Origin of the sequence: Thermorudis peleae (assembly GCF_000744775.1) — a bacterium.
GTDB classification, from domain to species: domain Bacteria; phylum Chloroflexota; class Chloroflexia; order Thermomicrobiales; family Thermomicrobiaceae; genus Thermorudis; species Thermorudis peleae.
The window spans coordinates 544993-568739 of sequence record NZ_JQMP01000001.1; the positions used below are offsets into that span (position 1 = coordinate 544993).

Genomic DNA, 23747 nt, shown 5'->3' on the forward strand with positions numbered 1-23747 from the left:
CGCGTATTACATTGTGTTCCGCTTAGCTGCGCTGAACTTGACAGTAGCTCTTCTTCTCAATGCTCGTCCCAGACTCTCTATCGGTACCAAGCAAGAACTCACCTCTCGCTCTCGCGCATCGGAACGAAGATATGGATTGGGCTATCTTCACATCAACGCTTGAAGTATAAAGCGTCAGGGGGTTTGCTAGACTACTCGGACCAATCATTGGTTGATCCGCTTCCAGGCAAAGTTCACTCAGGTTATCCCCAGGTTCTTGGGGTCGATAAAATCAAGCACGTTCATCCTGGTTGTCAACGTTCGCAACTTGCACGCATTAACGATCCAGCCCACGGAGCGGAAGGGGAATCCAGTGAAGTACAACCGAAGCAGGCGCCTAACCAGTCACTTTCCCCGCCTACTCGCTCGGTGGCCACATTGTCCCGGCCCCAGGAACTGAACCCAAGATCGCTCGCTGAATTCAGAGACAATCGTCGTACTGCGGGGAGGTTTGCATATGCAAAAGAGGCGATTCCGAATATTCACGCCGATGACTCCAGAGCAACTGCGCAAGAATGATAAAGTCCTGTTCGTTATTCTAGCAATTGGCTCCTTTTTCCTTCTAAAGGATTTCTATCTCTCCGCCAGGAAAGATATTCCCAGCTCTGGAATAATCGGATATATTACAGGGCCTATATTCACTCATAAACTCTCGGAAATTCTCTTGCTGATATTATGGACACCAACTGTCTGGGTCTTCAATTATGAACGGGCAGGCATTTACCCCAACAAAATGAATCCGCTGCGGTACTATCGCATATTGCGTTTCTTTCTTCTTGTTGCCCCTATTCAAATCGTTCTGGCAACGTATGCATGGACAATTATCAATTTAGGTACAAGTCCATTCACAACAAATTACGAACCACTTGCCTATGGAGACGATTATTGGGTGTGGAGATATTACCTGGCAGCAGTAGTTGTAGCAGGAATAGCATTTATTTGGTACGCAAGCCGAAAAACAACAAGCTTAGCACGGTGGTTAGCGAGTAATACATCCGTTAACGAATAGTCCCCTACACGCCACTGCAGTTGACTCCTCACCACATCTGGTGCGCCTGAGGAGCACATTGCCAACTCGCCTTCCTTCAGACGTAAAGCTCGCATCCAGGAGTGGGATTGGAGAGCTACCTTGTGAGTTCTGAGGCGGATGAACATCATAATCTGAACGAGGGCCATGACCACGAGAAAACCTGCCTGAGAAATCCTAGCTTATGCCGACTATCAAAAACCTGGGGAATAACTCACCGGCTGGAACAAGATAACGCACAGGACTTGTTTGAACAGATCGGCTGTTGAATCTCAAAATTCACCGCGGGCCGCATCCGCAGTTATCCTAAGCATTGGGACAGTTTCGGAGCCGCCCAGCAATGAGTATGCGTCCGTCGCAGATAGCGTAACGGCCCCGTGCCGAGTGCAAACGCAGCGCTTGCCGGACTGAGGCGCCTGGAGATCTCATTGAGCTCGATATCCTGGATATCAGGGCTGCTTCCTGGTTTCGGATTGAAGCGCTTTACGTCCTCAGGATACTGTGGCGCAGTGAAGTTGCAGGAGAGGCCTATCCAAGTGCTAACACCCAAGGATGATTCAAGGGGATGGAGGCAGCGAGTTCATAGCCGCGTTTGCGGCCGTCTGGAGAGGGCCGGGCAGCAAGTATGTTGTCCTTCTGGCCCGTCCCGAGCAATAACGGTCCAGTCGGGTATGCTAACCGAGTTGAAGGGCAGGATTTTCATGACTACATGAGTGAACGCGCGATTACGACAGTAAACCAAGCCTTACGGACCTGGCGAGCCTTTCAACACGCTAAGACCGCTCTAGATCATGAAACCAAGCAACTCCACGAGAATTCACGGGCAAATGCCGCCGTTGACACGATGCTTTATCCCTCGTAGCGCTTGAAGACGGCGACCGCGTTCTGTCCGCCAAAGCCGAAGGCATTGGCCATCGCAACGTTAACAGCCATGGGGCGGGCAACGTGAGGCACGTAGTCGAGGTCGCACTCGGGATCAGGATTGTCTAAGTTAATTGTCGGCGGCACAACGTTGTCGCGGATCGCGAGTGCGCAGACGACGCCGGACACAGCCCCAGCCGCCCCAACAAGGTGACCGATCATGCTCTTTGGTGAGCTAACGGCCACGCGATAGGCATGCTCACCAAAGACTGCCTTGATTGCCACCGTCTCAGAGACGTCGTTGAGGGGCGTGGATGTGCCATGGGCGCAGATGTAATCGACATCTTCGGGGCGCAAGCCGGCACACTCGAGCGCCTGTGCCATCGCCTTTGCTGACCCAGCACCATTCGGAGCAGGCGCACTGACGTGATAGGCATCAGCAGTAAGCGCGCCACCAGCCAGCTCGCAGTAGATGCGGGCCCCACGTCGGCGAGCATGCTCCTCTGTCTCGAGAACCATCACTGCACAGCCTTCACCGAAGACAAACCCATCGCGATCGCGGTCGAACGGCCGGCTCGCCTTCTGCGGCTCCTCATTGCGGCGCGAGAGTGCACCCATGTTGGCAAAGGCAGCAATGGCAACCGGTTCCAGGCCAGCTTCGGTACCACCAGCGATCATGACATCAACTTCGCCATTGCGCAGCATTCGCAACGCATCGACGAAGGCTTGGGTGCCTGCAGCACAGGCGGCAACGGAGGCCATGACCGGACCGGTGATGCCGTAGATGATCGAGACCTGGCATGCGCCCATATTCGGCGCGAAGATTGGAATGAAAAATGGGCTGACTCGTCCTGGGCCGCGGTGCTCAAAGGTCAACACTTCGCGCACCATCGCATGGATGCCACCACCGCCAGTGTTCATCATGACGCCAATGCGATCAGCGTTGGCTGGGGTAATCTCAAGCCCGGCATCGCGGATGGCTTCCCCCGCAGCGGCGACGGCGAACTGAGCGAACCGATCCATCCGTCGAGCCGCTTTGACGTCCATGAAGTCACGCGGGTCAAAGCCTTTGACTTCAGCGGCAATCTGGACATCAAGGTTGCTTGGATCAAACGCCTGAATGCGGTCGATCCCTGATTCGCCAGCAAGTAGCCGACGCCAAAATGTCTCCACGTTCAACCCGAGCGGCGTGATTGCTCCCAGTCCAGTCACGACAACACGGTGCACGGTCTCACAGCCTTCCCAACAACATTATCCGTTGGCTCCACGTCGCCGTTCGTTACTCACGTCGTGGTCCAAGGCTCCAGCCCCTGGCGCTTCAAGAGCAAGCTCGTGCACGGAGAGAGCCTCGAGATCGGCCCGAATCTTGCGCACAAGACCAGTGAGCACCTGACCTGGTCCAACTTCCAGAAATGTTGTCACACCCTGGTCAGCAATGGCACGAACCACCGTCGTCCACTGTACCGGCTGGGCCACCTGCTGCGCCAGCGCCTGGCGCAATTCCTCTACGCGCGAGACAACGCGACCAGTGACATTCGAAACGAGGGGCACGTCTGGCTCACGGAGCGGCACGCGGCTCAGGAGATCGCTCAATGCCTGAGCTACGCGCTCCATCAGTGGCGAGTGCGAAGGGACCGTCACGTTGAGGCGAACAACACGCCGTGCTCCGCGTGCCCGAGCGAGTTCCATTGCCTGCTGCAATGCAGCTTCTTCACCCGAAATGACGAGCTGGCCAGGGCTATTGTCGTTTGCGACAACGATGAGGCCTAGCACGCTCGCCTCTTTGCAGACGTCCTCGACCGCGTCCCGAGCAAGGCCAAGGATTGCAGCCATCCCACCAGGTCGCTCCTGCGCACTTTCCTTCATGAGCCGGCCACGCTCGCGTACGATCCGTAGGGCATCTTCGAAACTTAGGGTGCCAGCGGCGACAAGAGCTGAGAACTCACCTAAGCTATGGCCAGCAACGAGCGCCGGCTGAATCGTCGTGCCTAGGGCACGCAGCCGTTCGCGTAGGGCCTCAAGATAGGCCAGGCTGACGGTCAGGATTGCCGGCTGGGCATTGATCGTGTCGTTCAGTTCAGCTTCCGGTCCCTCGAAGCAGAGGCGAGAGAGAGAAAAGCCAAGCACTTCATCAGCCTGAGCGAAGACGCGCCGGGCCGCCGCTGAGAGTTGTTGGATGCGCTTCCCCATACCCACGTGCTGGCTCCCCTGCCCAGGAAAGATCAGTGCCAGCCGTTTGCCAGTAAGTGTGGTGAGATCCATCGCCGCCCCTCCCCTTCAGGCTTCGCGCTCCTCCAGACCAGCGTGAAGCCGCGCCCATGCGAGGGCATAACCTCCGCGCCGAATTCTACCGAACCCTGGCCGTTCCGGCAGACTAGCATCCCACTGCTCGTCATAGTGGTGCTCGCCAGAATGGCCTGCACGGAGAACTCAACGGTATCCTCGCACACCTGCTTTGCGCTGTCCACCCATCGGGGTGGAGTGAGAACGTTGCCCAGGCCGCATTATGGATGTCAGTCCGCAAGGCAATCATGCCCTCTCTCCACATCTTTCCGGCTTATCGCACGCCACGTGTCGTGTATCGCTGGATCGCCACAGCCGTCCTGCGGCAAACACTCTGCCTGCCGCTTGCAGTTCGATCGACGGCCAACGCTGCTTGGCCGGTTTACCAGACCACCGACGAACGCAGCGTTCCGTCGACATTACCTTCTCGAATGAACGATCAATGCCGCATCGCGCAGCATTATCTGGCGAGCGTATTGACCAGATCACCGATCAGGATCGCATCGGATGCCGACTCCGGAGACACCGAAAGGCAGTAATACAGGGATATTGACACATGATAGCGGACTACGGTATACTCTGAATGAAAGTGGTTACTTACTTTAGCGGAGGTGAGAGATGACATCTCGTCGATCTCCAGGCGTTGCAGTCATTCTCCTCGGTCTCATTGTGTTTACCGTCGGCAGTGTCGTGCTGCTGGTTGTACCGAGCTGGGGGAACTGGTTGCAGGGATATCCGCAACAGGTGCTCTCGCAGCCCTTACCACCACAGGCCCAGCCGATCGTCCAGGCTCTGATGGGAATCGTCCTTGGCCCGCTCCTCCAGAAGATCGGAAGCTGGATCCATGCCATTGGCATCTTTGTGGGAACAGTCTTACTCGTGATCTCACTCTTCCCACTCGGTGCTGGTCTCGCCATCCTCCGAGGGTGGGGGCGATAGCAAGATAGGCACCAGCGAGTGAAAGAGCAACACTCGCCTGGTTACTTCAAACGGCGCTTGCGGTATTGGCAGTTTTGGGCGGAGTTCAGCTTCGTCACGCCCAAGCGGCTCGCCTCGAGCAGTTGCCTGGAGTCATAAGAGGGCACTGCCCCATGGTGCATACGCTACAGGATGACTTACAGCTAGGCGATGGATCGGCAGGCATTTATCTTCCAGGCACCGGGTTCATTCCAAGAGCAGGTTGGGACTACCGTTCTGAGATACCAGCCGCTCGTGGGAACATCCGCGGTGAAGCCAAGTCTCAGACGTTTCGTGTACCTTTGTTACGAGGTGGGGCCAGCAGCCAGCTGTGCGCACATGATCGCGATGAGACCAACCAGGCTAATCTAGACGGAAGGGCGAGAGGCTCACCCCTTCGTCAAAGACGTCGATCCCCTCAGCACGCTTGAGCGCATGGACGACGAGGTAGGTCAATGGCGTGGCGATCACCTCGTAGGCCGACTTCGTAAGCCAGGTCGTTATGATCGTCTGCAGCAGGCTGCTCGCCGGGATCGTCCCAACAAAGGCTATGGTAACGAAGACGAGCGAGTCAAAAGCCTGACCAACCAAGGTTGAACTGACAGTGCGGCTCCAGAGCCAGCGACCGCGCGTGAACAGCTTGAGGCGTGACAACACAGCGGCGTTGGCGAACTCACCGACAAGGTAAGCGAGGAAAGAGCCAAGGAGAAGCCGGGGTGTGTAGCCCAGGATGCGCTCGTAGGCAGCTTGACCGTCCCAAAAAGGCGCCGGTGGCAACACCTGCGTGGCGGTGATCGCAACCACGGCGAGCAGGTTGCATGCAAAACCTAACCAGATGATCAGTCGTGAGCGTCGGTAGCCATAGACTTCCGTGAGCACATCGCCGAAGATATAGCTGAGCGGGAAGACGGTCACCGTGCCAGCTGGCACGACGAGTGGCCCAAGAGCCACAAGTTTGACAGCAACAATATTTGACGTAATAAGCGTGGCGACGAAGGCCCCAGCTAAAATGACGAACCAGCGACTGTAGCCAGGCAGACGTTCACTGCCTGGCACAATCCGGACACCTGGTTCAGTCACAAGGTCACGTTCACGCACCATCGGCGGCAGGTGTCTCTACAGGCTCACGTGGCGTACGCCAGACCCCAACTGGCTCAGGTGGCGCACCAAGGATGGCACGGATTTGCTCGGGGCCGAGCGTTTCCTCAGCAACAAGCTGCTCGGCCAGCCGGTCGAGCTCAGCGCGGTGCGCGGTCAAGATAGCAACAGCCTGGTCACGAGCCTGGTTGAGGATGCGCTGAACAGCAGCATCAGCGCGATCGAGCGTCTGCGCGCCAATTGCATGATCTTGAACAATCTCACGCCCAAGGAAGACATGCTGTTCGCCAAGACCGAGATAGACAAGCCCAAGCTCGTCGCTCATACCCCAAAGGCCAACCATGCGTCGAGCGAGCTGGGTTGCCTCCTTCAAGTCGTTCTGGGCGCCGGTTGAGACTTCGTGGAAGACCAGTTCCTCAGCAGCTCGGCCACCCAACAGAACCGCCAAGCGCCCCATGAGTTGTGTGCGGGTATAGTTGAAGCGATCCTCCTCTGGCGTCTGCACGGTAACGCCAAGGGCATGGCCACGTGGCACAATGCTGATTTTGCGCAGCGGATCAGCACCCGGCGTGAAGTAGGCGACGACTGCGTGTCCAGCCTCGTGGTAAGCCACAGCGCGGCGCTCTTCCTCGCTCATGATCATCGAACGGGTGGTGCCAAGGATGATCTTGTCAAGCGCCTCATCAAAATCGCTGCGGTCGACCTGCTCCTTATTCTTGCGCGCAGCAATCAAGGCCGCCTCGTTGACGAGGTTTGCGAGATCAGCGCCAGAAAAACCCGGCGTAGCAGCGGCAAGTGCGTCAAGATCAACGTCCGGGGCGATCGGTAAGCCGCGAGCATGGATGCGCAAGATGGCCGCGCGGCCACGGCGGTCAGGCAGGCCAACGGTCACCTGGCGGTCAAAGCGGCCGGGACGAAGCAGCGCCGGGTCAAGTACGTCCGGGCGGTTCGTTGCTGCTATGACCACGACGTCTTGATGCGCCTCAAAGCCGTCCATCTCGACGAGCAATTGGTTGAGCGTCTGCTCACGCTCGTCGTTGCCGACACCGAGGCCAGCGAAGCGTTGGCGGCCAACAGCGTCCAGCTCATCAATGAAGATGATCGATGGTGCAGCGGCCTTGGCTCGGTCGAAAAGATCACGGACACGGCTTGCGCCGACACCAACGAACATCTCGACAAACTCTGAGGCGCTGACGCTAAAGAATGGTACGCCGGCCTCACCAGCGACTGCCCGCGCCAGCAGCGTCTTGCCAGTTCCTGGCGGGCCGATAAGCAGCACACCGCGCGGCAGGCGCGCGCCAATCCGGTGATACTTGGCCGGGTTCTTGAGAAAGTCAACCACCTGGGCAAGCTCAGCCTTCGCCTCTTCCTCGCCTGCGACATCAGCGAAGGTCACACGTGGGCGCTCAACATCGTAGACACGGGCACGGGAGCGGCCAAAGCTGAAGACGTTTTGCTGCCCTCGTGACAAGCTACGGCCGAGGAAGACGAGAAAGCCAACGACGAGCACGACTGGCACGACGAAGTTGAGCAATACATTCAGCAACGCCGTCGAACGGTTCGCATTCTCGGCTTGAATCTGAACGTTATGATTTTGCAGCAAGGTGACAACTTGACTCTCAACCCCTGGTGGTAGCACGGTACGGAAGCGATCGGTTCGAATAACATCAGATTGACTCGCACCCTCCGGCAACGGCGTGCTTGGCTGGTGAATTGTGCCGTTCACAATTTCAACAGTGCGAGTAAACATTCCAGTGATTGTGTCACCGCTAATGGTGACGCTCTTAACAAGCCCCTGGTCAACGGCCTGCGTGAAGGCTGAGTAGGTAATTGTTGGCTGGGGGCTATCACCAGAACGTGGCCCAATGAGGGCATAGACGTTCCAGACCAAGATCAGGCCTAGAATAAGCCAGAGCAGACCAAAGGGGCTGCTCACAAGGCGCTGCCAGAATGTCGATTTACCCGGGCGGTTTGGCCGCCGTGGGCGTTCAGGATCTTGCATTGCACTATCCCTCATTCGCCCCGCCTCGTGGCATCGGCCACGAGCGGAGAACATTTCGTGATGAATTGTACTTGGCGACGCGGCCAGACGTTGAAGCACGGAACGCACGAGGCAGCCGCGGAAATGCCGGCTGCCTCGCACGTGAGGAGGAGATGAGACTGGTGTGCACCGTTGGGGCGGGGGAGATTCCCCCGGCACCTGCTAGTATGCCACAGCGAGCAGGCGCTGTCCAGGTGACGGTTAGGGGAGGGCAAAGAGGACTGTACGGCTAGAACAGGCAAGGAAACTGCGGTTAGGGATTTGAAGCATCCGTGAGAGTAGCGATGAGCGCGGCGAGATCAAAATAATTGGCTTGACGGACAATAAGGCCGTCACGAACAGTAAAGAAGGCGGCCATTGGCTGGATGACACGCCGACCATTGTGGGTTGCGACGGTCATCAGTTCAACCGCAACGTGCTCACCGTCAGCGATGAAGGTCTGAATCGCACACCAGGTGTCGGGCCAGTAGCGTTCATTTGCTTCGAGCAGGGCCCGGAGCTGCGCCTTGCCATGCACTTCTTGTCCAGTCAATTCCGGGCCGGGCGACCAGAGGACAATGTCCTCAGCACAGTAGCGCAAGGCTTCCTCAATATCACCGCGGTTGAGTGCGGCCAGCACAGCGTGAACGACTTCACGGGGCGACTGAGGAGCGCAGCAGTCCATCGGCTACCTCGCAGGTGAAACAGTCACGACTATCTGGCCAGGCTGACAGACCACATCGTCAACACGGAGCTGACGAGCGGCTAACTCCTGCTGGAGAGCATCCGCAAGCATCTGAGCAATGGCATCAGCATCCACTGCAAGGCCAAGCGGGCCACTCAGACTGCTGTCAACCAGGACAATTGAACCATCTTGGGCAATGGGGCGAGCGTGGAAACGGGCTCCCAGCCCTGAAAACGTGAAAGAGATCGTTACGCCGCTTGGATCAATGACAGCATGGGGAGAGCGTGCTGGACCAAGCCTATCGGCGTGGGCAGCGAGTGCTTGGTTGAGCTGAGCTTCCGTAATCACAACTTGACTCACACCCGGCACAGGCGTAGCGGATGCAGCCACTGACGCCGCACGAGGCGTTGCCATCGTTGGCGTGCGAGCACCGGCGACAGCAGTGGTAGCTGGGGTCGCTGTCGCTGGCGGCGGGAGAAAGCGCCCGCTGAGCAAAGCAGCAAGAGCGAGCAGCAGGATCGCCGCAGTGACAAGCGTTGCTAAGCAGCCGATCACACGTTGTCCGGCTCGGGATTGACGCTCCCACCGCCGCGCGACCGGGTGAGCAGGGCGGGCAGTCGTGACTAGTGGCGCACCACAGGCGCGGCAGTGTGAAGCAATCGGCTGCTCAGTGCCACAAAACGGGCAGAGCATCATACCCCCTAGTGGGTCAACTTCTCTTGTGGCTAAGGATACCCCCACCACCTGGTAGACCATAAACCGAATTGGGTTGCTCAGGAGTAGGATAGAACGAGGATAGCCGTAGCATGCGGCCAACCTGGAGCATGGAGATTGATGACAGGCATACGATTTTGGGCTGGACTTGCCAGCGTGGTGCTGGTCAATATCGTACTCAGCGGCGACAACGCGTTGGTCATCGCGATGGCAGCGCGCGGACTGCCGCCACGACAGCGGCGCTGGGCGATGATCGCAGGTGGCGCAGCAGCGATCATCCTGCGGGTGCTGTTCACAGCGCTGGCAGCACTGCTGCTCACGATCCCGCTGCTGGAAGCTGGCGGTGGGCTCGTTTTGACCGGCATTGCAGCAAAGCTGTTGCGCGAGGAAGAAGGGACGCAAGTCGTCGATACGGCTGGCTCATTCCTGAGCGCTGTGCAGACAATAACGCTGGCTGACGTCGTGATGAGTCTAGACAATATGCTAGCCGTAGCGGGAGCGGCGCAAGGGAGCTTGCTCTTGCTGGGGTTGGGGCTGTTGCTCTCCATGCCACCAATTCTGATCGGCAGCGATGTACTAGCGCGGCTGCTCAACCGTCTGCCCTGGTTGGTCGCCGTTGGAGCCATCCTCTTAACAATTACGGGTGCACGGATGGTCGCCAACGACCCGCTCGTTGCCGCTCGCGTGCCAGATCCCCTTGCGACACCGTTCTTGATTGGGGTAGCGGTGGGGCTAACGGCATTAGCCTTTGTCCCTGCAATTTGGCGCTGGTGGCGTCAGCGGCGGACGGCAACGAGGGCCATAAGCCATCAAGCGCCGAGCCACGACTAAACGCATCGGCAACACGCTGACAGGTGCACGGCAGGTCACAGCGGGTATGTTTAGCTGGCGCAAGCCGGCCGCCCACACCTACGCAGCAGGGTAGCAAGAGGGCGGGGCAGGACCGGGGTTCCGGCCCGCCCCGATACGGGGGTAGAGAGGGGGAAAGAAGAGGTCGTCTGAGGCAGTTGCTGACCCAGGAGAGGTAATGTCTGGGCCAGAGCACTGGGGAAACAGCATCTGCCTAAAGCGTCGCTGATCCCAATGCGCAATGTTTAGTGTAGCGACATCGTCATCTGTTGTCTGTCGGGAAAAGTCAGACAGTTCCAACTTCTTGCCGATTTCGGCCATTGCAGCATACGAAACAGTCAATGGCGGCACGCGGTACAATTCTGCTGTCAACATGCCCACGGGCATGGGCAGTTGTTCCATGCCTGTGTGCCACAGTTGGAGAGGGGTGCATTCCGATGCAAGATGAAGCACGTCGTGATCCCTTTGGGGCCCGAGCCACGCTTGAGACACCCGAAGGACGCGTGACGTATTACCGGCTCGCTGCACTGGCCGATCATATCACCATCGGCCTGGAGCGACTGCCATATACCGTCAAAGTGCTGCTGGAAAACGTTCTCCGTTTGGCCGGCAATGGTCCATTTACGACTGAAGATGTCGAGCTTGTCGCTGGTTGGCAACCCGGCCCGAAACCTGCTCGCGAGATACCCTTCTTACCAAGCCGAGTGTTGCTCCAGGACTTCACGGGCGTGCCAGCCATTGCCGATCTCGCGGCCATGCGTGCCGCGGTGGCTCGCGCTGGCGGAGATCCGCAGATCATCAACCCCCTGGTTCCTGTTGACCTGGTGATCGACCACTCCGTGCAAGTTGACGCGTTCGGCACTACCATTGCCTTTCAGCGCAACGTCGAGCGCGAGTATGAGCGAAACCGCGAGCGCTATGCCTTCCTCCGCTGGGCGCAACAAGCCTTCCGCAACTTCCGCGTTGTGCCGCCGGGCACAGGCATTGTTCACCAGGTGAACATTGAATACCTGGCCTCAGTTGTGACAGTTCGGGATGAAGACGGCACGCCAGTTGCGTTCCCCGACACACTCGTCGGCACTGACTCGCACACGACGATGGTCAATGCCTTAGGCGTGCTGGGGTGGGGTGTCGGCGGCATTGAGGCTGAGGCGGCAATGCTCGGCCAGCCGATTACGCTGCTGCTGCCGCGCGTAATCGGGCTGCGGCTCATCGGCCAGCCTCCAGGTGGCATTACCGCAACGGACTTGGTGCTGACAGTGACGCAGCTCCTGCGCAAGGTCGGCGTCGTTGATACCTTTGTCGAAGTCTTCGGGCCAGGGCTGCGCTACCTGAGCCTGCCCGATCGGGCGACAATCTCGAACATGGCGCCAGAAATGGGCGCCACAGCCGTCATGTTCCCAATCGATGAAGAGACGCTCGGCTACCTGCGGCTGACTGGCCGGAGCGAAGCGCACGTGCAACTCGTTGAGACATATGCTCGGGAGCAGGGGCTGTTCCGCGAAGAAGGGGTTGAGCCAGTCTTCGACCAAGTTGTTGAACTCGACCTCTCGACGCTCGAGCCGAGCCTGGCTGGCCCACGGCGCCCGCACGATCGTGTACGGCTATCCGAATTGCGCCAGAGTCTACGCGCAGCATTCCCTGATCAGTTCCCTGAAGAAGCGGCAAACGCGCCCCAGCGCTTTGACTGGGAGGGCGGCGCGGTGAACGAGGCCGAAGCGCCAAGCGCGCCCTTGGTACCGGCTGACCCCCGCCCGAAGGTCGTCGACGTGCGGCTTGACGGGCAGCATGCCGAACTGCGTCATGGTTCGGTGGTGATTGCAGCGATCACCAGCTGCACCAATACCTCAAATCCTGCAGTAATGCTGGGTGCTGGTATCTTAGCCAAGAAGGCGGTTGAACGAGGGCTGAGCGTCAGCCCAGCGATTAAGACGAGCTTGGCCCCTGGTTCTGGCGTGGTAACGGCCTACCTGGAGCGGGCTGGGTTGTTGCCGTATCTTGAGGCGTTGCGTTTCCACCTCGTTGGCTACGGCTGCACGACCTGCATTGGCAACAGCGGCCCGCTCCCAGAACCGGTAGCGCAAGCCATTCAAGAGAATGAGCTTGTGGTCGCTGCAGTCCTGAGCGGCAACCGCAACTTTGAAGGGCGCATCCACCCGCTCGTGCGCGCAGCCTACTTGGCGTCGCCGCCGCTCGTGGTGGCCTTCGCATTAGCAGGCCGCGTTGATATCGACCTGACTCGGGAGCCGCTCGCACACGATCCGAACGGCGAGCCGGTCTATCTCCGTGACCTCTGGCCAACGCCGGAAGAAATCCGCGAGGCGATGTTGCAAGCTATCGCTCCCGAGTTGTTCGTCGAGCGCTACCGCAACGTCTTTGCGGGCGATGAGCGCTGGCGCAACCTGCCAGTCCCCACGGGTGCGCTCTACGAATGGGATCCGCAATCGACGTATATCCAGGAGCCGCCATTCTTCCAGAACCTCCCGCTTGAACCACAGCCGCTCACTGACATCGTTGGGGCACGGGTGCTCGCCTATCTTGGTGATTCAGTGACGACGGACCATATCTCGCCGGCTGGCTCGATCCCCGTTAACAGTCCAGCCGGACAGTACTTAGTCGGTCGGGGCGTGCCACCGAAGGAGTTCAACAGCTACGGTGCGCGCCGTGGCAACCATGAAGTGATGATCCGTGGCACATTTGCGAATATCCGGCTCCGCAATAAGCTAGCTGGTGGACAAGAGGGCGGCTGGACGCGCCACTTCCCCGATGGCGAGCTCACGACAATCTATGACGCGGCCATGCGCTATCAGGCAGAAGGTGTGCCGTTGCTCGTCGTAGCCGGCAAGGAGTATGGCAGCGGTAGCTCTCGTGACTGGGCTGCTAAAGGCACGATGCTGCTCGGTGTGCGTGCAGTACTTGCCGAAAGCTTCGAACGCATTCACCGCAGCAACCTGGTGGGCATGGGGGTGTTGCCGCTCCAGTTCCTGCCTGGGGAGAATGCGGAATCACTCGGGCTCGATGGCACCGAAACCTACACTATTACGGGCATCGCCGAGGGACTCGAGCCCAATAAGCGGTTGATTGTGCGCGCCGTGCGTGACGACGGCACCGCCCGCGAGTTTGCCGTCATCGCGCGTCTCAACAGCCCAACGGAAATCGAGTACTACCGGCACGGCGGTATCATGCCTTTCGTGCTCCGTCGTTTGCTCAAGGCCACGGTCCAGGCCTAGAGCTTGGCCATAGCCCGGCGGCAGGTGAGTGCGAGCAGTCACCGCTGCCGATGAGAGGACAGCACAATGCAGCTACAACTCCAGGCGCACACGAGCCAGCTCGCCAACGGGCTAACGGTTATCGTCCAGCCACTGCGGCGGGTACCGGTGGTGTCATGTTGGATCTGGTATCGCGTGGGCAGCCGCAACGAGCTGCCCGGTAAAACTGGCATCTCTCACTGGGTTGAACACATGCTCTTTAAGGGCACGCCACGGTTTCCACCGGGTAGCATCTTCCGAGAGGTGCAACGGTGGGGCGGCATGCTCAACGGCTTCACATGGATTGATTACACGGCCTACTTCGCGACGGTGCCCGTGCCTGCTCTCGATCTACCGCTCACCGTCGAAGCCGACCGCATGCAGCACGCTGTCTTCGATCCAGCTGAGGTCGAGCGCGAGCGAACAGTTATCCTTTCAGAACGCGAGGGAAACGAGAACCAGCCTGCAACGGCATTGCGAGAAGAAGTCGTTGCCGCCGCATTCCGCGCCCACCCCTATGGTCATCCAGTGATCGGCTATCGCGAAGACCTGCTTGCGCTCACCCGCGATGACCTTTACCAGCATTACCGAACCTACTACACACCAGGAAATGCCACGCTTGTGCTTGTCGGCGACGTCGACCCTGCGGATGTACTCGAGCGCGTTGCCCAGCGGTTTGGTGACATCCCTTCTGGAACGCCTCCGCCACCGCTGCGTGTACGCGAGCCAGAGCAACTTGGCGAGCGACGGGTGCGTGTGCGGCGGCCAGCACCAGCGCCGATCCTGTTGCTTGCCTGGCGGGCGCCGGAAGCGACGCATCCAGACACGCCAGCAATGGCGATGCTCGATCTGGTGCTCTCTGGCGCAGCACCGCTGGGATTTAGCGGTGGCGGTGGCATGGGACGTAGCTCGCGGCTCTACCGTGCGCTCGTTGCCAGCGGATTGTGCAGCCAGGCAGGGTCGAGCGTGGCGCTCTCCATTGATCCATTCCTGTTCACGGTCTCAGCCACGCTCACCCCAGCCGCTGAGCTGGCCCGTGTCGAAGAGATCGTGTGGAATGAGTTAGAGAAGCTGCGTCAGGAACCAGTCAGCGCCGCTGAGCTGGAACGAGCCCAGCGCCAGCTGGAAAGCCAGTTTGCGCAAGCGGCTGAACAGACAACGACGATGGCCTACTTCCGTGGTATGCTCGCGACAGTGGCTCCAGGCTGGACCCCTGAACAGTGGCGCGACGCCTTACTCCGCGTGACACCTGAGGATATCCAGCGCGTCGCCGACACGCACCTTCGGCCGGAGCGTTGCACTGCCGGTTGGCTCGAGCCGGCTGATAGGCCGGCGCCGTACCACAATGGTGCATCGCCATCATCGAGCATGGAAGTCGGCGGTCCCGTACCTGCACAGTGGTACACTGGTGGCACTTCGCCCAGCGTCGTTCTCCCGGCGGCACACCTATCACTCACGAGCCAGTCGCTTTCCAATGGTTTGACAGTTGTCAACCACTATGACCCGCAAAGCGAGCTGGTTGTGTTGGCCTTACGCTTGCCTGCTGGCGCTGCACGAGATGGTGAACAGCCCGGACTCGCCCACCTGACCGGCCAGCTCTTGGCCCGTGGTACCGCCCAGTGGGACGAAGCCGCATTGAACGAGCGCCTTGACCAACTGGGGGCTGCGCTGAGTGTCGGCGTTGGCCGTGATGCCGTCGATATTGTTGCAAGCGGCCTGCGCCGTGATGCAGCTGCGCTCGTTGAACTGCTTGCGGCTGTCGTCCGCACCCCAACATTCCCGGAAGACCAACTTGAACGGGTGCGCACCCAGGTGCTCACCCAACTGCGCCTCGCCGAGCAGAATACGCGCGCACAAGCCGACGCTCTCCTCCGAGCGAGCGTCTACCCACCGGGACACCCATACCACCACCGGGTCATCGGTACCGCTGAGACGTTGCGCCAACTCGACCGAGAAGCGCTTGTTGCATTCCACGAGCGCATGTATCGACCTGCCGGAGGCATTTTGGCTGTTGCAGGAGGGCTCTCGGCTGCGACAGCACTGCAACTGATCGAGCGTCATTTCGGCGATTGGCAGGGAACGGTGACACCGCTGAGCATTCCACCGGTTACTCCACCGGTCGAGATGCTGCGACGGCACGAGTATCTGCCGGGTAAAAGCCAGGCCGACCTGGCGATTGGTCTGCCCGTTATTCCTCGGTCACATCCGGACTTTGAACCGCTCCGGCTGGCTAATGCCGTGCTCGGGCGCCTTGGCATGATGGGGCGAATCGGCCAGCGCGTGCGCGAGCAACTAGGACTCGCCTATTACGCGAGCAGTAGCCTTGATGCCGCACTCGGCCCAGGCCTATGGCATGCAGCTGCGGGTGTCAACCCAGCCAATGTCGAACAAGCGCTCGAGGCAATCCTCGATGAAGTTTCCCGTCTCCGGGCCGAGCCGCCGAGCAGCACCGAACTTGACGATGTACGCACGTCGCTGGTTGGCGGAGCGCTGCTTGCGCTTGAAACCAGCGGTGCGATCGCGGGCTTGGCACTTGACCTGATGTTCTACGGTCTCGGCCTGGATTACCTGGAGCGCCTACCGGAGATGCTCGCCGCATTCACGCCAGAGGATGTGCGCGCTGTTGCCGAGCGATATCTTGATCCAACACGGATGGCAATTGTCGTCGTTGGACCACCTGACAGTGAGACAAACCCGCCAAATCCACCAGTGGCATAATCCAGATGGAAACGCGAGCCCCTGCTCTTGACGCAGGGGCCACCGAGCAGGTCGCGGTGAGCAAGCACTTGTGCAGGTGCTCACCGCCAGTATGAAGGAGCAGCAGGGAATGGCGGAGAGCGTCTACACTGTCTTCTGGCTCTATAAGGCGACGACACCGTGGTTCCAACTTCCCGTGGAAGAACGTGCGCGTGCGCAGCGTCAGGTCACTGACCTGCTGGCTAGTGCTGGACCAGTGTCGCTCCGTGGGGCATATTCCAGCATTGGCTTCCGTCCGGATGTTGACCTTATCCTCTGGCTCTATAGCCAGGATGTCGATGCACTACACGACGTTGCTATTGCGCTCCAACGTGTACTCGCCCCCCGTGGTGTTGAGCAGCGGTATGCCTACCTTGGTGTCGCAGCGACATCCCAGTATGACCCAACGCACGGCCCAGCTTTTCTCAAGGGCGTGCCGCCCAAGCGTTACTTGAGCGTCTACCCATTCATCAAGACGCCGGAATGGTACCTGCTGCCCTATGAGGCACGCCGCGACATGATGATCGAGCACGGACGGTTGGGTGACGAGTTCCCAACAGTCTTGACAAATACTGTTAACTCGTTCGGTGTGCAAGACCAAGAGTTCATTGTCGCGCTTGAGGATGATGATGTCGCAACGCTGGTTGCGATGGTACAGCGGCTTCGGGCAGCTGAAGTGCGCAAGTACACCAAGGTTGACACACCAATCTTCCTTGGTGTACGTAAGGAACTCGAATCCGCGCTCGCCGCATTACTCTAGCGTGCTCGGAGGCCCGCCAACACGGCAACAAGCGCACCGGTCGCTGTTGCGACGAGGTTCACAAGATCGTTGTCAAGCCAAGGCAAGCCGCGCTGATAGTGCGTTGGAGTGCCACAGCGGTGGATACGCCGCTCGGTTGGGCGTTGGCAGCGAGGGCACCAACGTACCACCTGAAGCGTAGCGCCAAGCAAGCTATCGACCATCATCCCGGCCCACCCGGCGATGGTTAGTACCAACAGCGAGTGAGCGCGCGGGCGAGGGAGTACTGGTGCAGCGAGCAGCGCGACCCAGCCTGCACCAGCAAGCCCACCAAGCATGCCGACGCGTGTGACCCCACCAGAGGTGCCAGGCGGTACCAGCTGGCCAGTCGTGATCAGTCGTGGAGGACGGGGACTAAGAACGCCAAGTTCAGTTGCCCATGTATCTGCTGCTGCAGCGGCAATGCTGCCGAATGCGGCCAGGGCAAGGGTCCTAGCACGGCGCGGTTGGACTGCGGACAGCAGTGCAAGTCCGCTTGCCACGCCACCGTTGGCTAGCACCTGTGTCCAATTGCGCTCGGCTCCGCGTTCGACGATATCCATAAGCGCCACTTTTCGCTGCCGTCCGAGCGCGGAGAGCGCACTTGAGGCAACAAAGAAGCCAACCATTGGCACTGCCCAGCCGACACCGCCGCCAACGGTCACACTTGTCCCCACGCCGATCGCTGCCAGGGCACCATCCCGCGTGAGTGTGCGGCGGCGGACACTCACGCTTGCGATCAGGCTACTTAACACGAGGCCAGTAGCAAAACGCCAGCGAGCAGTGCGTGGCCAGAGCCGCGGCGCCGTGAGCAAGGCGTGAGGAGGGACCACTGAACGGCGCACGGCACAGCCGAACATTAGCATTCCTCATCTCGTTGTCGGCGGAGAGAAGAGGAGTCGTAATTCGTCAGGCAAGATTTCGAAGACATACCCGGCGACTTCAACATATGCTGGACTACTAATCTCGCCGAAGTGCACAGTAACGCGTTCCCCCTCAAGCGTAAAGGTGCGACTGGCTTGAGGAGCGAAGGGATGGCGCGGGTTATCGTGAACATGGCGAGTGCCGCCAGCCATCTCAACCGCCTGCTCAGCCAGTCGGCGCGCTGTTGCCTCGTCCAGGGGCATTGTCTTCTCCTTCCGCTGGGCACTGCACCCAATCGAGAGTCTGCCACAGCCAGCGACACCATGCAGTTGTCGGCATTCGTGCGAACAGGTCAACGCTGCGGTACAATAGATATAGCACGCCCGAACGAGGGGCTGTGTGCTGCCCCTGGTGAGCTTTGGCGTGTCGATGATCGAGAACAAGGCTCGTATACATCGAACGGCTCAGGGCAAGGGCAGTAAGCGTCGTGAACAATCACGCAGGCACAGCCCGAGCAGCGTTTAGCATGCGAACACTTGATGACGACGGACGAAGCGCTGCGCCAGCGTGCTAACCAACCACAATGCGTGGTGTAAACTACACAGGGTGTGCAAGATGGGCTGGTAGCTCAACTGGTAGAGCAGCGGACTTTTAATCCGCGGGTTGTGGGTTCGAGTCCCACCCGGCCTACCACAAGCAATCAAGGAAATCGTCCTAGGGCCATCCCGGGACGATTGCGTTTGACGACCATTCTGACGACCAACCGACTTCCCGAGTGCGCGCTTCGTGGTTGCTCTCCCACGCCAGCAGGACAAGGAAACTCGCTCAGTAAACCTGGGCGCGTTTCGCGTCTGACTGGCAAAGGGAAACAGTACAGTAGGATGAGAGAAGTTACCTTAGGAATACTTCTGAGGCAATTTTCTTCTCAGCTTCAGCTAACTTCCAGGCACGAAGCTGGATAATGAAGCGGAATACGAGCGTACTGCAGGACTCGCATGCCATCGTACGGCCGGCTTAATGCGTTAGCCATCATCCGGGGAACAGGCAGCCATTGTCACTCGCCATCAACGATGGCATGTCCTCGCACGAACCATCATGAGGATAATTAGGAAGCATGTTGCTGAAGTCTCAGAGAGCAGTTGAGCACGCAAAACAAGCAAGCTGTATTGCAGTTCAAGCGCTTGCAACGGTGCCATGCGGGGAAGGAATTTTCCCATAGCCCGTCTGGTCGAATTTCCTTGCTGCAATTCCCGCCGCTCCGTTGAGGCTTCTGAGCAAAACTAGGCTGACCGGCACCTCGTCAGGAAAGGCTCAGCAGAACCACGCTCGCTGAATGTCCAAAGAAGAGAGGCAAGCGGTGGCTGACTCCATCCGTCACCACCGCTTGCCTCCATAGAATTTCCCGGACAAAAGACAATGTGATATGCATCACTGCGGAGACATTGATATTCTTGACACCCATGGCCGCTATTAAGCAAGAGAGCGTGCGCCTCGCTGCAAGCGCAGCATGACTCCACATCACAGCAGAGGGATAGTGTGCAAGGCCAGCGCTACCACGGCTGATAGGAAGGGCTCCACTCCGGGAACCAGCGACGCATTATCGCTCGATCATCTCGCTCTTCCCACGACACTGCTTCGGCGATGGCTGCTAGCTGTGCTAAGGCATCAGGATTGAGCGTTACCCCCAGTCCCGGCCCACTGGGCACTGTCACGGCACCATCCTCGAACACAAACCGTTCGTTCACAATATCCCAGCCCTCTTGCCAGGGATAATGGGTATCACTGGCAAAGGTCAGCTGCGGCAGCGCCGCTGCAAGATGCACCATCGCGGCGAAGGAGATGCCAAGATGGGTGTTTGAATGCTGGGAAAGCCCTAGGCCAAATACGTCGCAAATCCACCCCAGCTGAACTGAGGCACGAAGCCCGCCCCAGGCATGATGGTCAGCGAGAATAATCTGCACTGCTCGCTTGGCAATCGCTTCCGGTAGATGGGCAAAGGCTGTCACACACATGTTCGTCGCCAGTGGCAGACGCGTCTGCCGTGCAACTTCGGCCATCGCGTCCATCCCAGCAACCGGATCCTCGTAGTACTCAAGCCCAAGCTCCTCCAACACCGGCGCCAGCCGAATCGCTGTTTCGACTGACCAGCCACCGTTTGGATCAATCCGTAACTGCACCGTTGGACCAAATCGCTCGCGCAGTAGCCGCAGCGTCTCCACCTCCAATTCCGGCGATAAGACGCCGCCTTTGAGCTTTAGCACACGAAAGCCATACCGCGTGACGAATTGCTCCGCTTCAGCAACCATGGCCTCTGGCGTTAAGACAGCATCTGACCAGGCAAACAAGCCAAGTGGACCGGTCGGCTTCGGTTGTCCAACGGGAGTCTCAAGCCAGTCGTCCGGCGTTGCAAATTTGTAGAACAGATAGGCCGAGAACGGCACACGCTGCCGTACTGGGCCCCCAAGAATTTCGGCGACTGACCGGCCCGTTGCCTTGCCGATGATGTCGAGGCACGGAACCTCAAAGGCGCTCAAGATTCTCGGCCGGTCAGCAAACCGCAGACGTAGTTGCTCGAGGTGAAACGGATCGAGGCCGCACACTTCCGCTGCTGCGGTCTCGAGTTCTTGCTGAAACCGCTTGCCCCCAGGCATTTCCCCAAGCCCCACCAGGCCATCGTCCGTCTCGAGCTGGATGATCGTTCGCAAGGCGTAGGGCTGGTGGCAGCCAACAACGTTCCGCAGCGGCAAATCCGGAACTGCAATAACCGTTGTTGTGACAGAACGAATTCGCATGGCCTCCCCTTCTTCACTTCATGGCTTTGATAACGCTGTCTCTTTGGCTGTCACAAACTCCAGCAACGCTGGTATGCCGTCCTCAACGGCTCGAAGGGCTCGTCGAATCGCTGGCACAATGTCCCCCGGCTCCGTCACGCGCTCTCCATACCCACCCATTGCCCGAGCAAAGTCAGCATAGTTGCCGCTGATGTCCGTCGCCCGGTATTTCTCGGTCGAGACTGGCATGATCGGGATCTCAGTCGCCATTGCAGCGTTGTTGAGCAGCACTGAGAGGATCGGGATCCGCTCGCGTACCGCTGTCTCAAAGTCCATGCCAGTCATGCCGATCGCCGCATCCCCCCAAACGTTGACGCAGAGCTTTTCGGGACGCGCGAGCTTGGCTCCCATGACTAACCCGAGGCCATACCCTAGCTGGGTCGTTTTGCCCCAGCCTAAGTAGCTGAGCGGCGTCCGGCTTACCCAGAACGGTGTTAACTGATCACGTGGGTTGCCAGCGTCATGGGTGATGATCACGTCCAGCTCACCAATGGTCTGGAGCAGATCCCAGATAACACGGTATGGCGAAAGTGGCGTCTCATCACTGGTAAGCTTCGGCATCCATTGTGCCAGCCACGCCTCACGCACCCGCCGCACTTCATCAGCAACAGTCTCAAATCGCCCACGCGGCTTGCCACCCAATCGATCACCGACTGCCTCAAGCAAGGCCTGTAGCGTTAACTTCGCATCGCCAACTAACGCGTCAGCAAGTGGTACGTCCTTGTTCAGGTCAGCCGGGTCAAGCGTTGCCTGGATCACCCGCTTACCGCCGGGTAGCCGCACGCCATACTCTGTTTCAGAGAAGCTACATCCGATACCGAAGATGAGATCTGCCTGTCGCAGAAAGTGACTGACCGTTGCTGGGTAGGCACGTCCACCAGCGCCAAGTGCAAGCGGATGGTCTTCTGGGAATGCACTCTTGCCGGGCAAACTCGTCATCACTGGTGCCTCGAGCAACTCAGCCAGCGCCTGCAACTCACCCCAGGCCTGGGCGTAGTGAATACCTTGTCCAGCGTAGATTACCGGCCGCTCCGCTGCGACCAGTTGCGCAGCGACGCGGTCGACATCCTGCAAGTCCGGGCCATAGCGGAAGCGCACTGGTGGCTGGTAGTCCCAGCCGGCGGGCACGTCTTCGTCCATGACATCGCGGGGAATTTCAACAAGCACCGGTCGTGGACGGCCATTCTTTACCTGCGTGAACGCTCGCCGCAGGACACTGGGCGCAGCGGTCGGCACGATGACCTGTTCAGCCCACTTCGTAATATGCTGATAATTTAAGAAGGCATTGAAGTTCGGCGGGACTTCAGCAAGATGGCGCGGAAACCCTTGCGGGAAGACGACAATTGGCACAGACTCCGAATATGCCTGTGCCACTGCACCAAAGGCGTTTTCAGTTCCTGGCCCACGTTGCATGGCGAAGACACCAATCTGCTGTCCCGAGCTCACCCGGCTGACAGCGTCGGCCATGTGCACACCCACGCGCTCTTGCCGCACAATCACGGTGCGGATATCAGCTTGTGCTGCTGCTTCGATCAACTCATTGACTGGATAAGCGAAGAGCCAGCGTACCCCTTCGCGCTTCAGAATCTCGGCGACAACCTCGGCGACCCGCATTGCCCCTCCTTGTCGCTCAACCACTAACTGCTGGTTGCCGGGGCATTGTAGCACTGGAGCGGTTTTCCGTGTCCATGCTTGCCCGTACTTTTAGTGCAGCAGAACTGGATCGGGCGTGTTTAACACAAAGGCAGCCAAGGCGCAGCGCGCGCCTTATAGCTCCCCAACCTGAGCACATGTGCTCAGAAATGGATGCCAGATTGCCCCGCACCTAAACAACGGCAACGGACTGTTGCATGGAGAAGTTCGGCAGTGTGACGCGTGGCACGGCGGATCACACAAGCGGGAAGTGTCAGAGCCCCTCTAACATTGTGCCGGCGACTCCAGAGCGTTACGCCTCAACAGGAGTTGGCACCTGGCGCTGGCCGCGGAAGAGTACTGCCAAGGCAACTAGTCCGGCGACAAACGCGAGCACGGCCACCACCTGCGCTTCCTGCAGCCCCCAGAACCAGATCCGCTCCTGCCGTACAAAGCTGATGAAGAAGCGGCCAAACGAGTAGAGCACTGCGTAGGTTGCCGCCAAGGTGCCAGCCGGCACTGGCCGTCGCCGTAGTCGCCAGATGACCGCAAAGACCATCAGGTTCACCACAATATCGTAGAGCGGGTAGGGATGTGTCGGCACACCGAGGAGATCAGCAGGCAAAAGATCCTTGGGATTCGTATAGGTAAACGTGATCGGGCAGCCATGCAGGCAGGGCCCACCCCAGGCATCGCCATTCACCGTGCAGCCAAGCCGGCCAATCGCCTGTGCCAGGAGCAATCCCGGGACGACGGAATCAAGCAGGGGCGCCAGTGGCTGCCGAAAGATTCGGCTCAGCATCACGATAGCCACAAAGCCACCAAAGACTGCGCCGTAGATCGCCAGCCCTCCTTCATTGACCGCGAGTGCTTCGAGCGGATGGCCAATGAAGTAGTCGATGTGGTCGAGGACAAAGAACAACCGGGCACCGATAATGCCACCGATCACGGTCACCAATGCCCACGTGTCGTAATTGGGCAAAGCGATCCCGCGACGTCGCAACTCCCGTGCTGTCAGCCACACTGCCACCAGAATTCCAAGGGCAGTGAATAGGCCATGCCATGTCAGCAACAGCGGGCCGATCTTAGCAATATCCGGATCGATACCAATACGAATATTCACGA

Annotated in this window: 17 protein-coding genes and 1 tRNA gene; 7 read left to right on the forward strand and 11 right to left on the reverse strand. The window is 59.1% G+C overall.

The annotated features are described in order from the left end of the window. The first annotated feature begins 496 nt into the window (after window positions 1–496). Window positions 497–1048 carry a hypothetical protein gene (locus N675_RS14210; protein WP_156100782.1) on the forward strand — a complete coding sequence of 184 codons (552 nt, stop codon included), beginning with the start codon at window positions 497–499 and terminating at the stop codon, window positions 1046–1048. 867 nt (window positions 1049–1915) lie between these two features. Here N675_RS14210 and fabF read toward each other — a convergent pair. Together fabF and fabD are read right to left on the reverse strand one after the other, a co-directional pair. Then, complete coding sequence (gene fabF / locus N675_RS02490) at window positions 1916–3154, reverse strand: beta-ketoacyl-ACP synthase II (RefSeq protein ID WP_038037697.1); 1239 nt, start codon at window positions 3152–3154, stop codon at window positions 1916–1918. A gap of 24 nt (window positions 3155–3178) precedes the next feature. Continuing rightward, window positions 3179–4189 carry an ACP S-malonyltransferase gene (gene fabD, locus N675_RS02495; protein WP_081886781.1) on the reverse strand — a complete coding sequence of 337 codons (1011 nt, stop codon included), beginning with the start codon at window positions 4187–4189 and terminating at the stop codon, window positions 3179–3181. 639 nt (window positions 4190–4828) lie between these two features. On the opposite strand from fabD, the gene N675_RS02500 reads away from it, so the two are divergent. Continuing rightward, window positions 4829–5149 carry a hypothetical protein gene (locus N675_RS02500; protein WP_038037698.1) on the forward strand — a complete coding sequence of 107 codons (321 nt, stop codon included), beginning with the start codon at window positions 4829–4831 and terminating at the stop codon, window positions 5147–5149. A gap of 381 nt (window positions 5150–5530) precedes the next feature. Here the strand turns inward: N675_RS02500 and N675_RS02505 are convergent, their stop codons facing one another. From N675_RS02505 to N675_RS02520, 4 genes are all read right to left on the reverse strand, one after another. Further along, window positions 5531–6268, reverse strand: a complete 738-nt coding sequence (locus N675_RS02505; protein ID WP_081886782.1) for a queuosine precursor transporter — start codon at window positions 6266–6268, stop codon at window positions 5531–5533. Then, window positions 6258–8267, reverse strand: coding sequence for an ATP-dependent zinc metalloprotease FtsH (gene ftsH, locus N675_RS02510; protein ID WP_231577900.1), 2010 nt, complete (start codon window positions 8265–8267; stop codon window positions 6258–6260). Before ftsH ends, N675_RS02505 begins: the two co-directional genes overlap by 11 nt. A 292-nt stretch (window positions 8268–8559) precedes the next feature. Next, on the reverse strand, window positions 8560–8970 hold the full coding sequence (locus N675_RS02515) for a nuclear transport factor 2 family protein (RefSeq protein ID WP_038037699.1): 411 nt from the start codon (window positions 8968–8970) through the stop codon (window positions 8560–8562). A gap of 3 nt (window positions 8971–8973) precedes the next feature. Continuing rightward, window positions 8974–9666 (reverse strand): LmeA family phospholipid-binding protein, encoded by a 693-nt coding sequence (locus tag N675_RS02520; protein WP_156100783.1) that lies wholly within the window; start codon window positions 9664–9666, stop codon window positions 8974–8976. A 138-nt stretch (window positions 9667–9804) separates the two neighbouring features. Between N675_RS02520 and N675_RS02525 the strand changes: the two genes are divergently transcribed. From N675_RS02525 to N675_RS02540, 4 genes are all read left to right on the forward strand, one after another. Continuing rightward, entirely contained in the window at window positions 9805–10515 is a 711-nt protein-coding gene (locus N675_RS02525) for a YjbE family putative metal transport protein (protein WP_051913905.1), read from the forward strand. A gap of 455 nt (window positions 10516–10970) precedes the next feature. After that, on the forward strand, window positions 10971–13763 hold the full coding sequence (gene acnA, locus N675_RS02530) for an aconitate hydratase AcnA (RefSeq protein WP_038037702.1): 2793 nt from the start codon (window positions 10971–10973) through the stop codon (window positions 13761–13763). A 66-nt stretch (window positions 13764–13829) separates the two neighbouring features. After that, window positions 13830–16499, forward strand: coding sequence for a M16 family metallopeptidase (locus N675_RS02535; protein WP_038037703.1), 2670 nt, complete (start codon window positions 13830–13832; stop codon window positions 16497–16499). A gap of 109 nt (window positions 16500–16608) precedes the next feature. Further along, a complete protein-coding gene (locus N675_RS02540) occupies window positions 16609–17277 on the forward strand; it encodes a chlorite dismutase family protein (protein ID WP_038037705.1) in 669 nt (222 codons plus the stop codon). Here the strand turns inward: N675_RS02540 and N675_RS02545 are convergent. Then, window positions 17274–18161 carry a DUF92 domain-containing protein gene (locus N675_RS02545; RefSeq protein ID WP_081886783.1) on the reverse strand — a complete coding sequence of 296 codons (888 nt, stop codon included), beginning with the start codon at window positions 18159–18161 and terminating at the stop codon, window positions 17274–17276. The two genes, N675_RS02540 and N675_RS02545, sit on opposite strands and share 4 nt — an antisense overlap. Window positions 18162–18164: 3 nt before the next feature. Beyond that, entirely contained in the window at window positions 18165–18422 is a 258-nt protein-coding gene (locus N675_RS02550; RefSeq protein WP_038037707.1) for a hypothetical protein, read from the reverse strand. A 354-nt stretch (window positions 18423–18776) separates the two neighbouring features. On the opposite strand from N675_RS02550, the gene N675_RS02555 reads away from it, so the two are divergent. Next, window positions 18777–18852 (forward strand) — tRNA-Lys (locus tag N675_RS02555). Between the two features lie 857 nt (window positions 18853–19709). Here N675_RS02555 and N675_RS02560 read toward each other — a convergent pair. From N675_RS02560 to lgt, 3 genes are all read right to left on the reverse strand, one after another. Further along, entirely contained in the window at window positions 19710–20951 is a 1242-nt protein-coding gene (locus tag N675_RS02560; protein ID WP_038037708.1) for an enolase C-terminal domain-like protein, read from the reverse strand. Between the two features lie 18 nt (window positions 20952–20969). Beyond that, complete coding sequence (locus N675_RS02565) at window positions 20970–22604, reverse strand: thiamine pyrophosphate-requiring protein (RefSeq protein ID WP_038037709.1); 1635 nt, start codon at window positions 22602–22604, stop codon at window positions 20970–20972. 331 nt (window positions 22605–22935) lie between these two features. Further along, complete coding sequence (gene lgt, locus N675_RS02570; RefSeq protein ID WP_038037710.1) at window positions 22936–23745, reverse strand: prolipoprotein diacylglyceryl transferase; 810 nt, start codon at window positions 23743–23745, stop codon at window positions 22936–22938. Between the last annotated feature and the right edge of the window lie 2 nt (window positions 23746–23747).

Coding starts and splice junctions, on each gene's coding strand:
- N675_RS14210 (WP_156100782.1), top strand. CDS start 497: ATGCAAAAGAGGCGATTCCGAATATTCACGCCGATGACTCCAGAGCAA.
- fabD (WP_081886781.1), bottom strand. CDS start 4,189: ATGGATCTCACCACACTTACTGGCAAACGGCTGGCACTGATCTTTCCT.
- N675_RS02500 (WP_038037698.1), top strand. CDS start 4,829: ATGACATCTCGTCGATCTCCAGGCGTTGCAGTCATTCTCCTCGGTCTC.
- N675_RS02505 (WP_081886782.1), bottom strand. CDS start 6,268: ATGGTGCGTGAACGTGACCTTGTGACTGAACCAGGTGTCCGGATTGTG.
- ftsH (WP_231577900.1), bottom strand. CDS start 8,267: ATGCAAGATCCTGAACGCCCACGGCGGCCAAACCGCCCGGGTAAATCG.
- N675_RS02515 (WP_038037699.1), bottom strand. CDS start 8,970: ATGGACTGCTGCGCTCCTCAGTCGCCCCGTGAAGTCGTTCACGCTGTG.
- N675_RS02520 (WP_156100783.1), bottom strand. CDS start 9,666: ATGATGCTCTGCCCGTTTTGTGGCACTGAGCAGCCGATTGCTTCACAC.
- N675_RS02525 (WP_051913905.1), top strand. CDS start 9,805: ATGACAGGCATACGATTTTGGGCTGGACTTGCCAGCGTGGTGCTGGTC.
- acnA (WP_038037702.1), top strand. CDS start 10,971: ATGCAAGATGAAGCACGTCGTGATCCCTTTGGGGCCCGAGCCACGCTT.
- N675_RS02535 (WP_038037703.1), top strand. CDS start 13,830: ATGCAGCTACAACTCCAGGCGCACACGAGCCAGCTCGCCAACGGGCTA.
- N675_RS02540 (WP_038037705.1), top strand. CDS start 16,609: ATGGCGGAGAGCGTCTACACTGTCTTCTGGCTCTATAAGGCGACGACA.
- N675_RS02545 (WP_081886783.1), bottom strand. CDS start 18,161: ATGCTAATGTTCGGCTGTGCCGTGCGCCGTTCAGTGGTCCCTCCTCAC.
- N675_RS02550 (WP_038037707.1), bottom strand. CDS start 18,422: ATGCCCCTGGACGAGGCAACAGCGCGCCGACTGGCTGAGCAGGCGGTT.
- N675_RS02560 (WP_038037708.1), bottom strand. CDS start 20,951: ATGCGAATTCGTTCTGTCACAACAACGGTTATTGCAGTTCCGGATTTG.
- N675_RS02565 (WP_038037709.1), bottom strand. CDS start 22,604: ATGCGGGTCGCCGAGGTTGTCGCCGAGATTCTGAAGCGCGAAGGGGTA.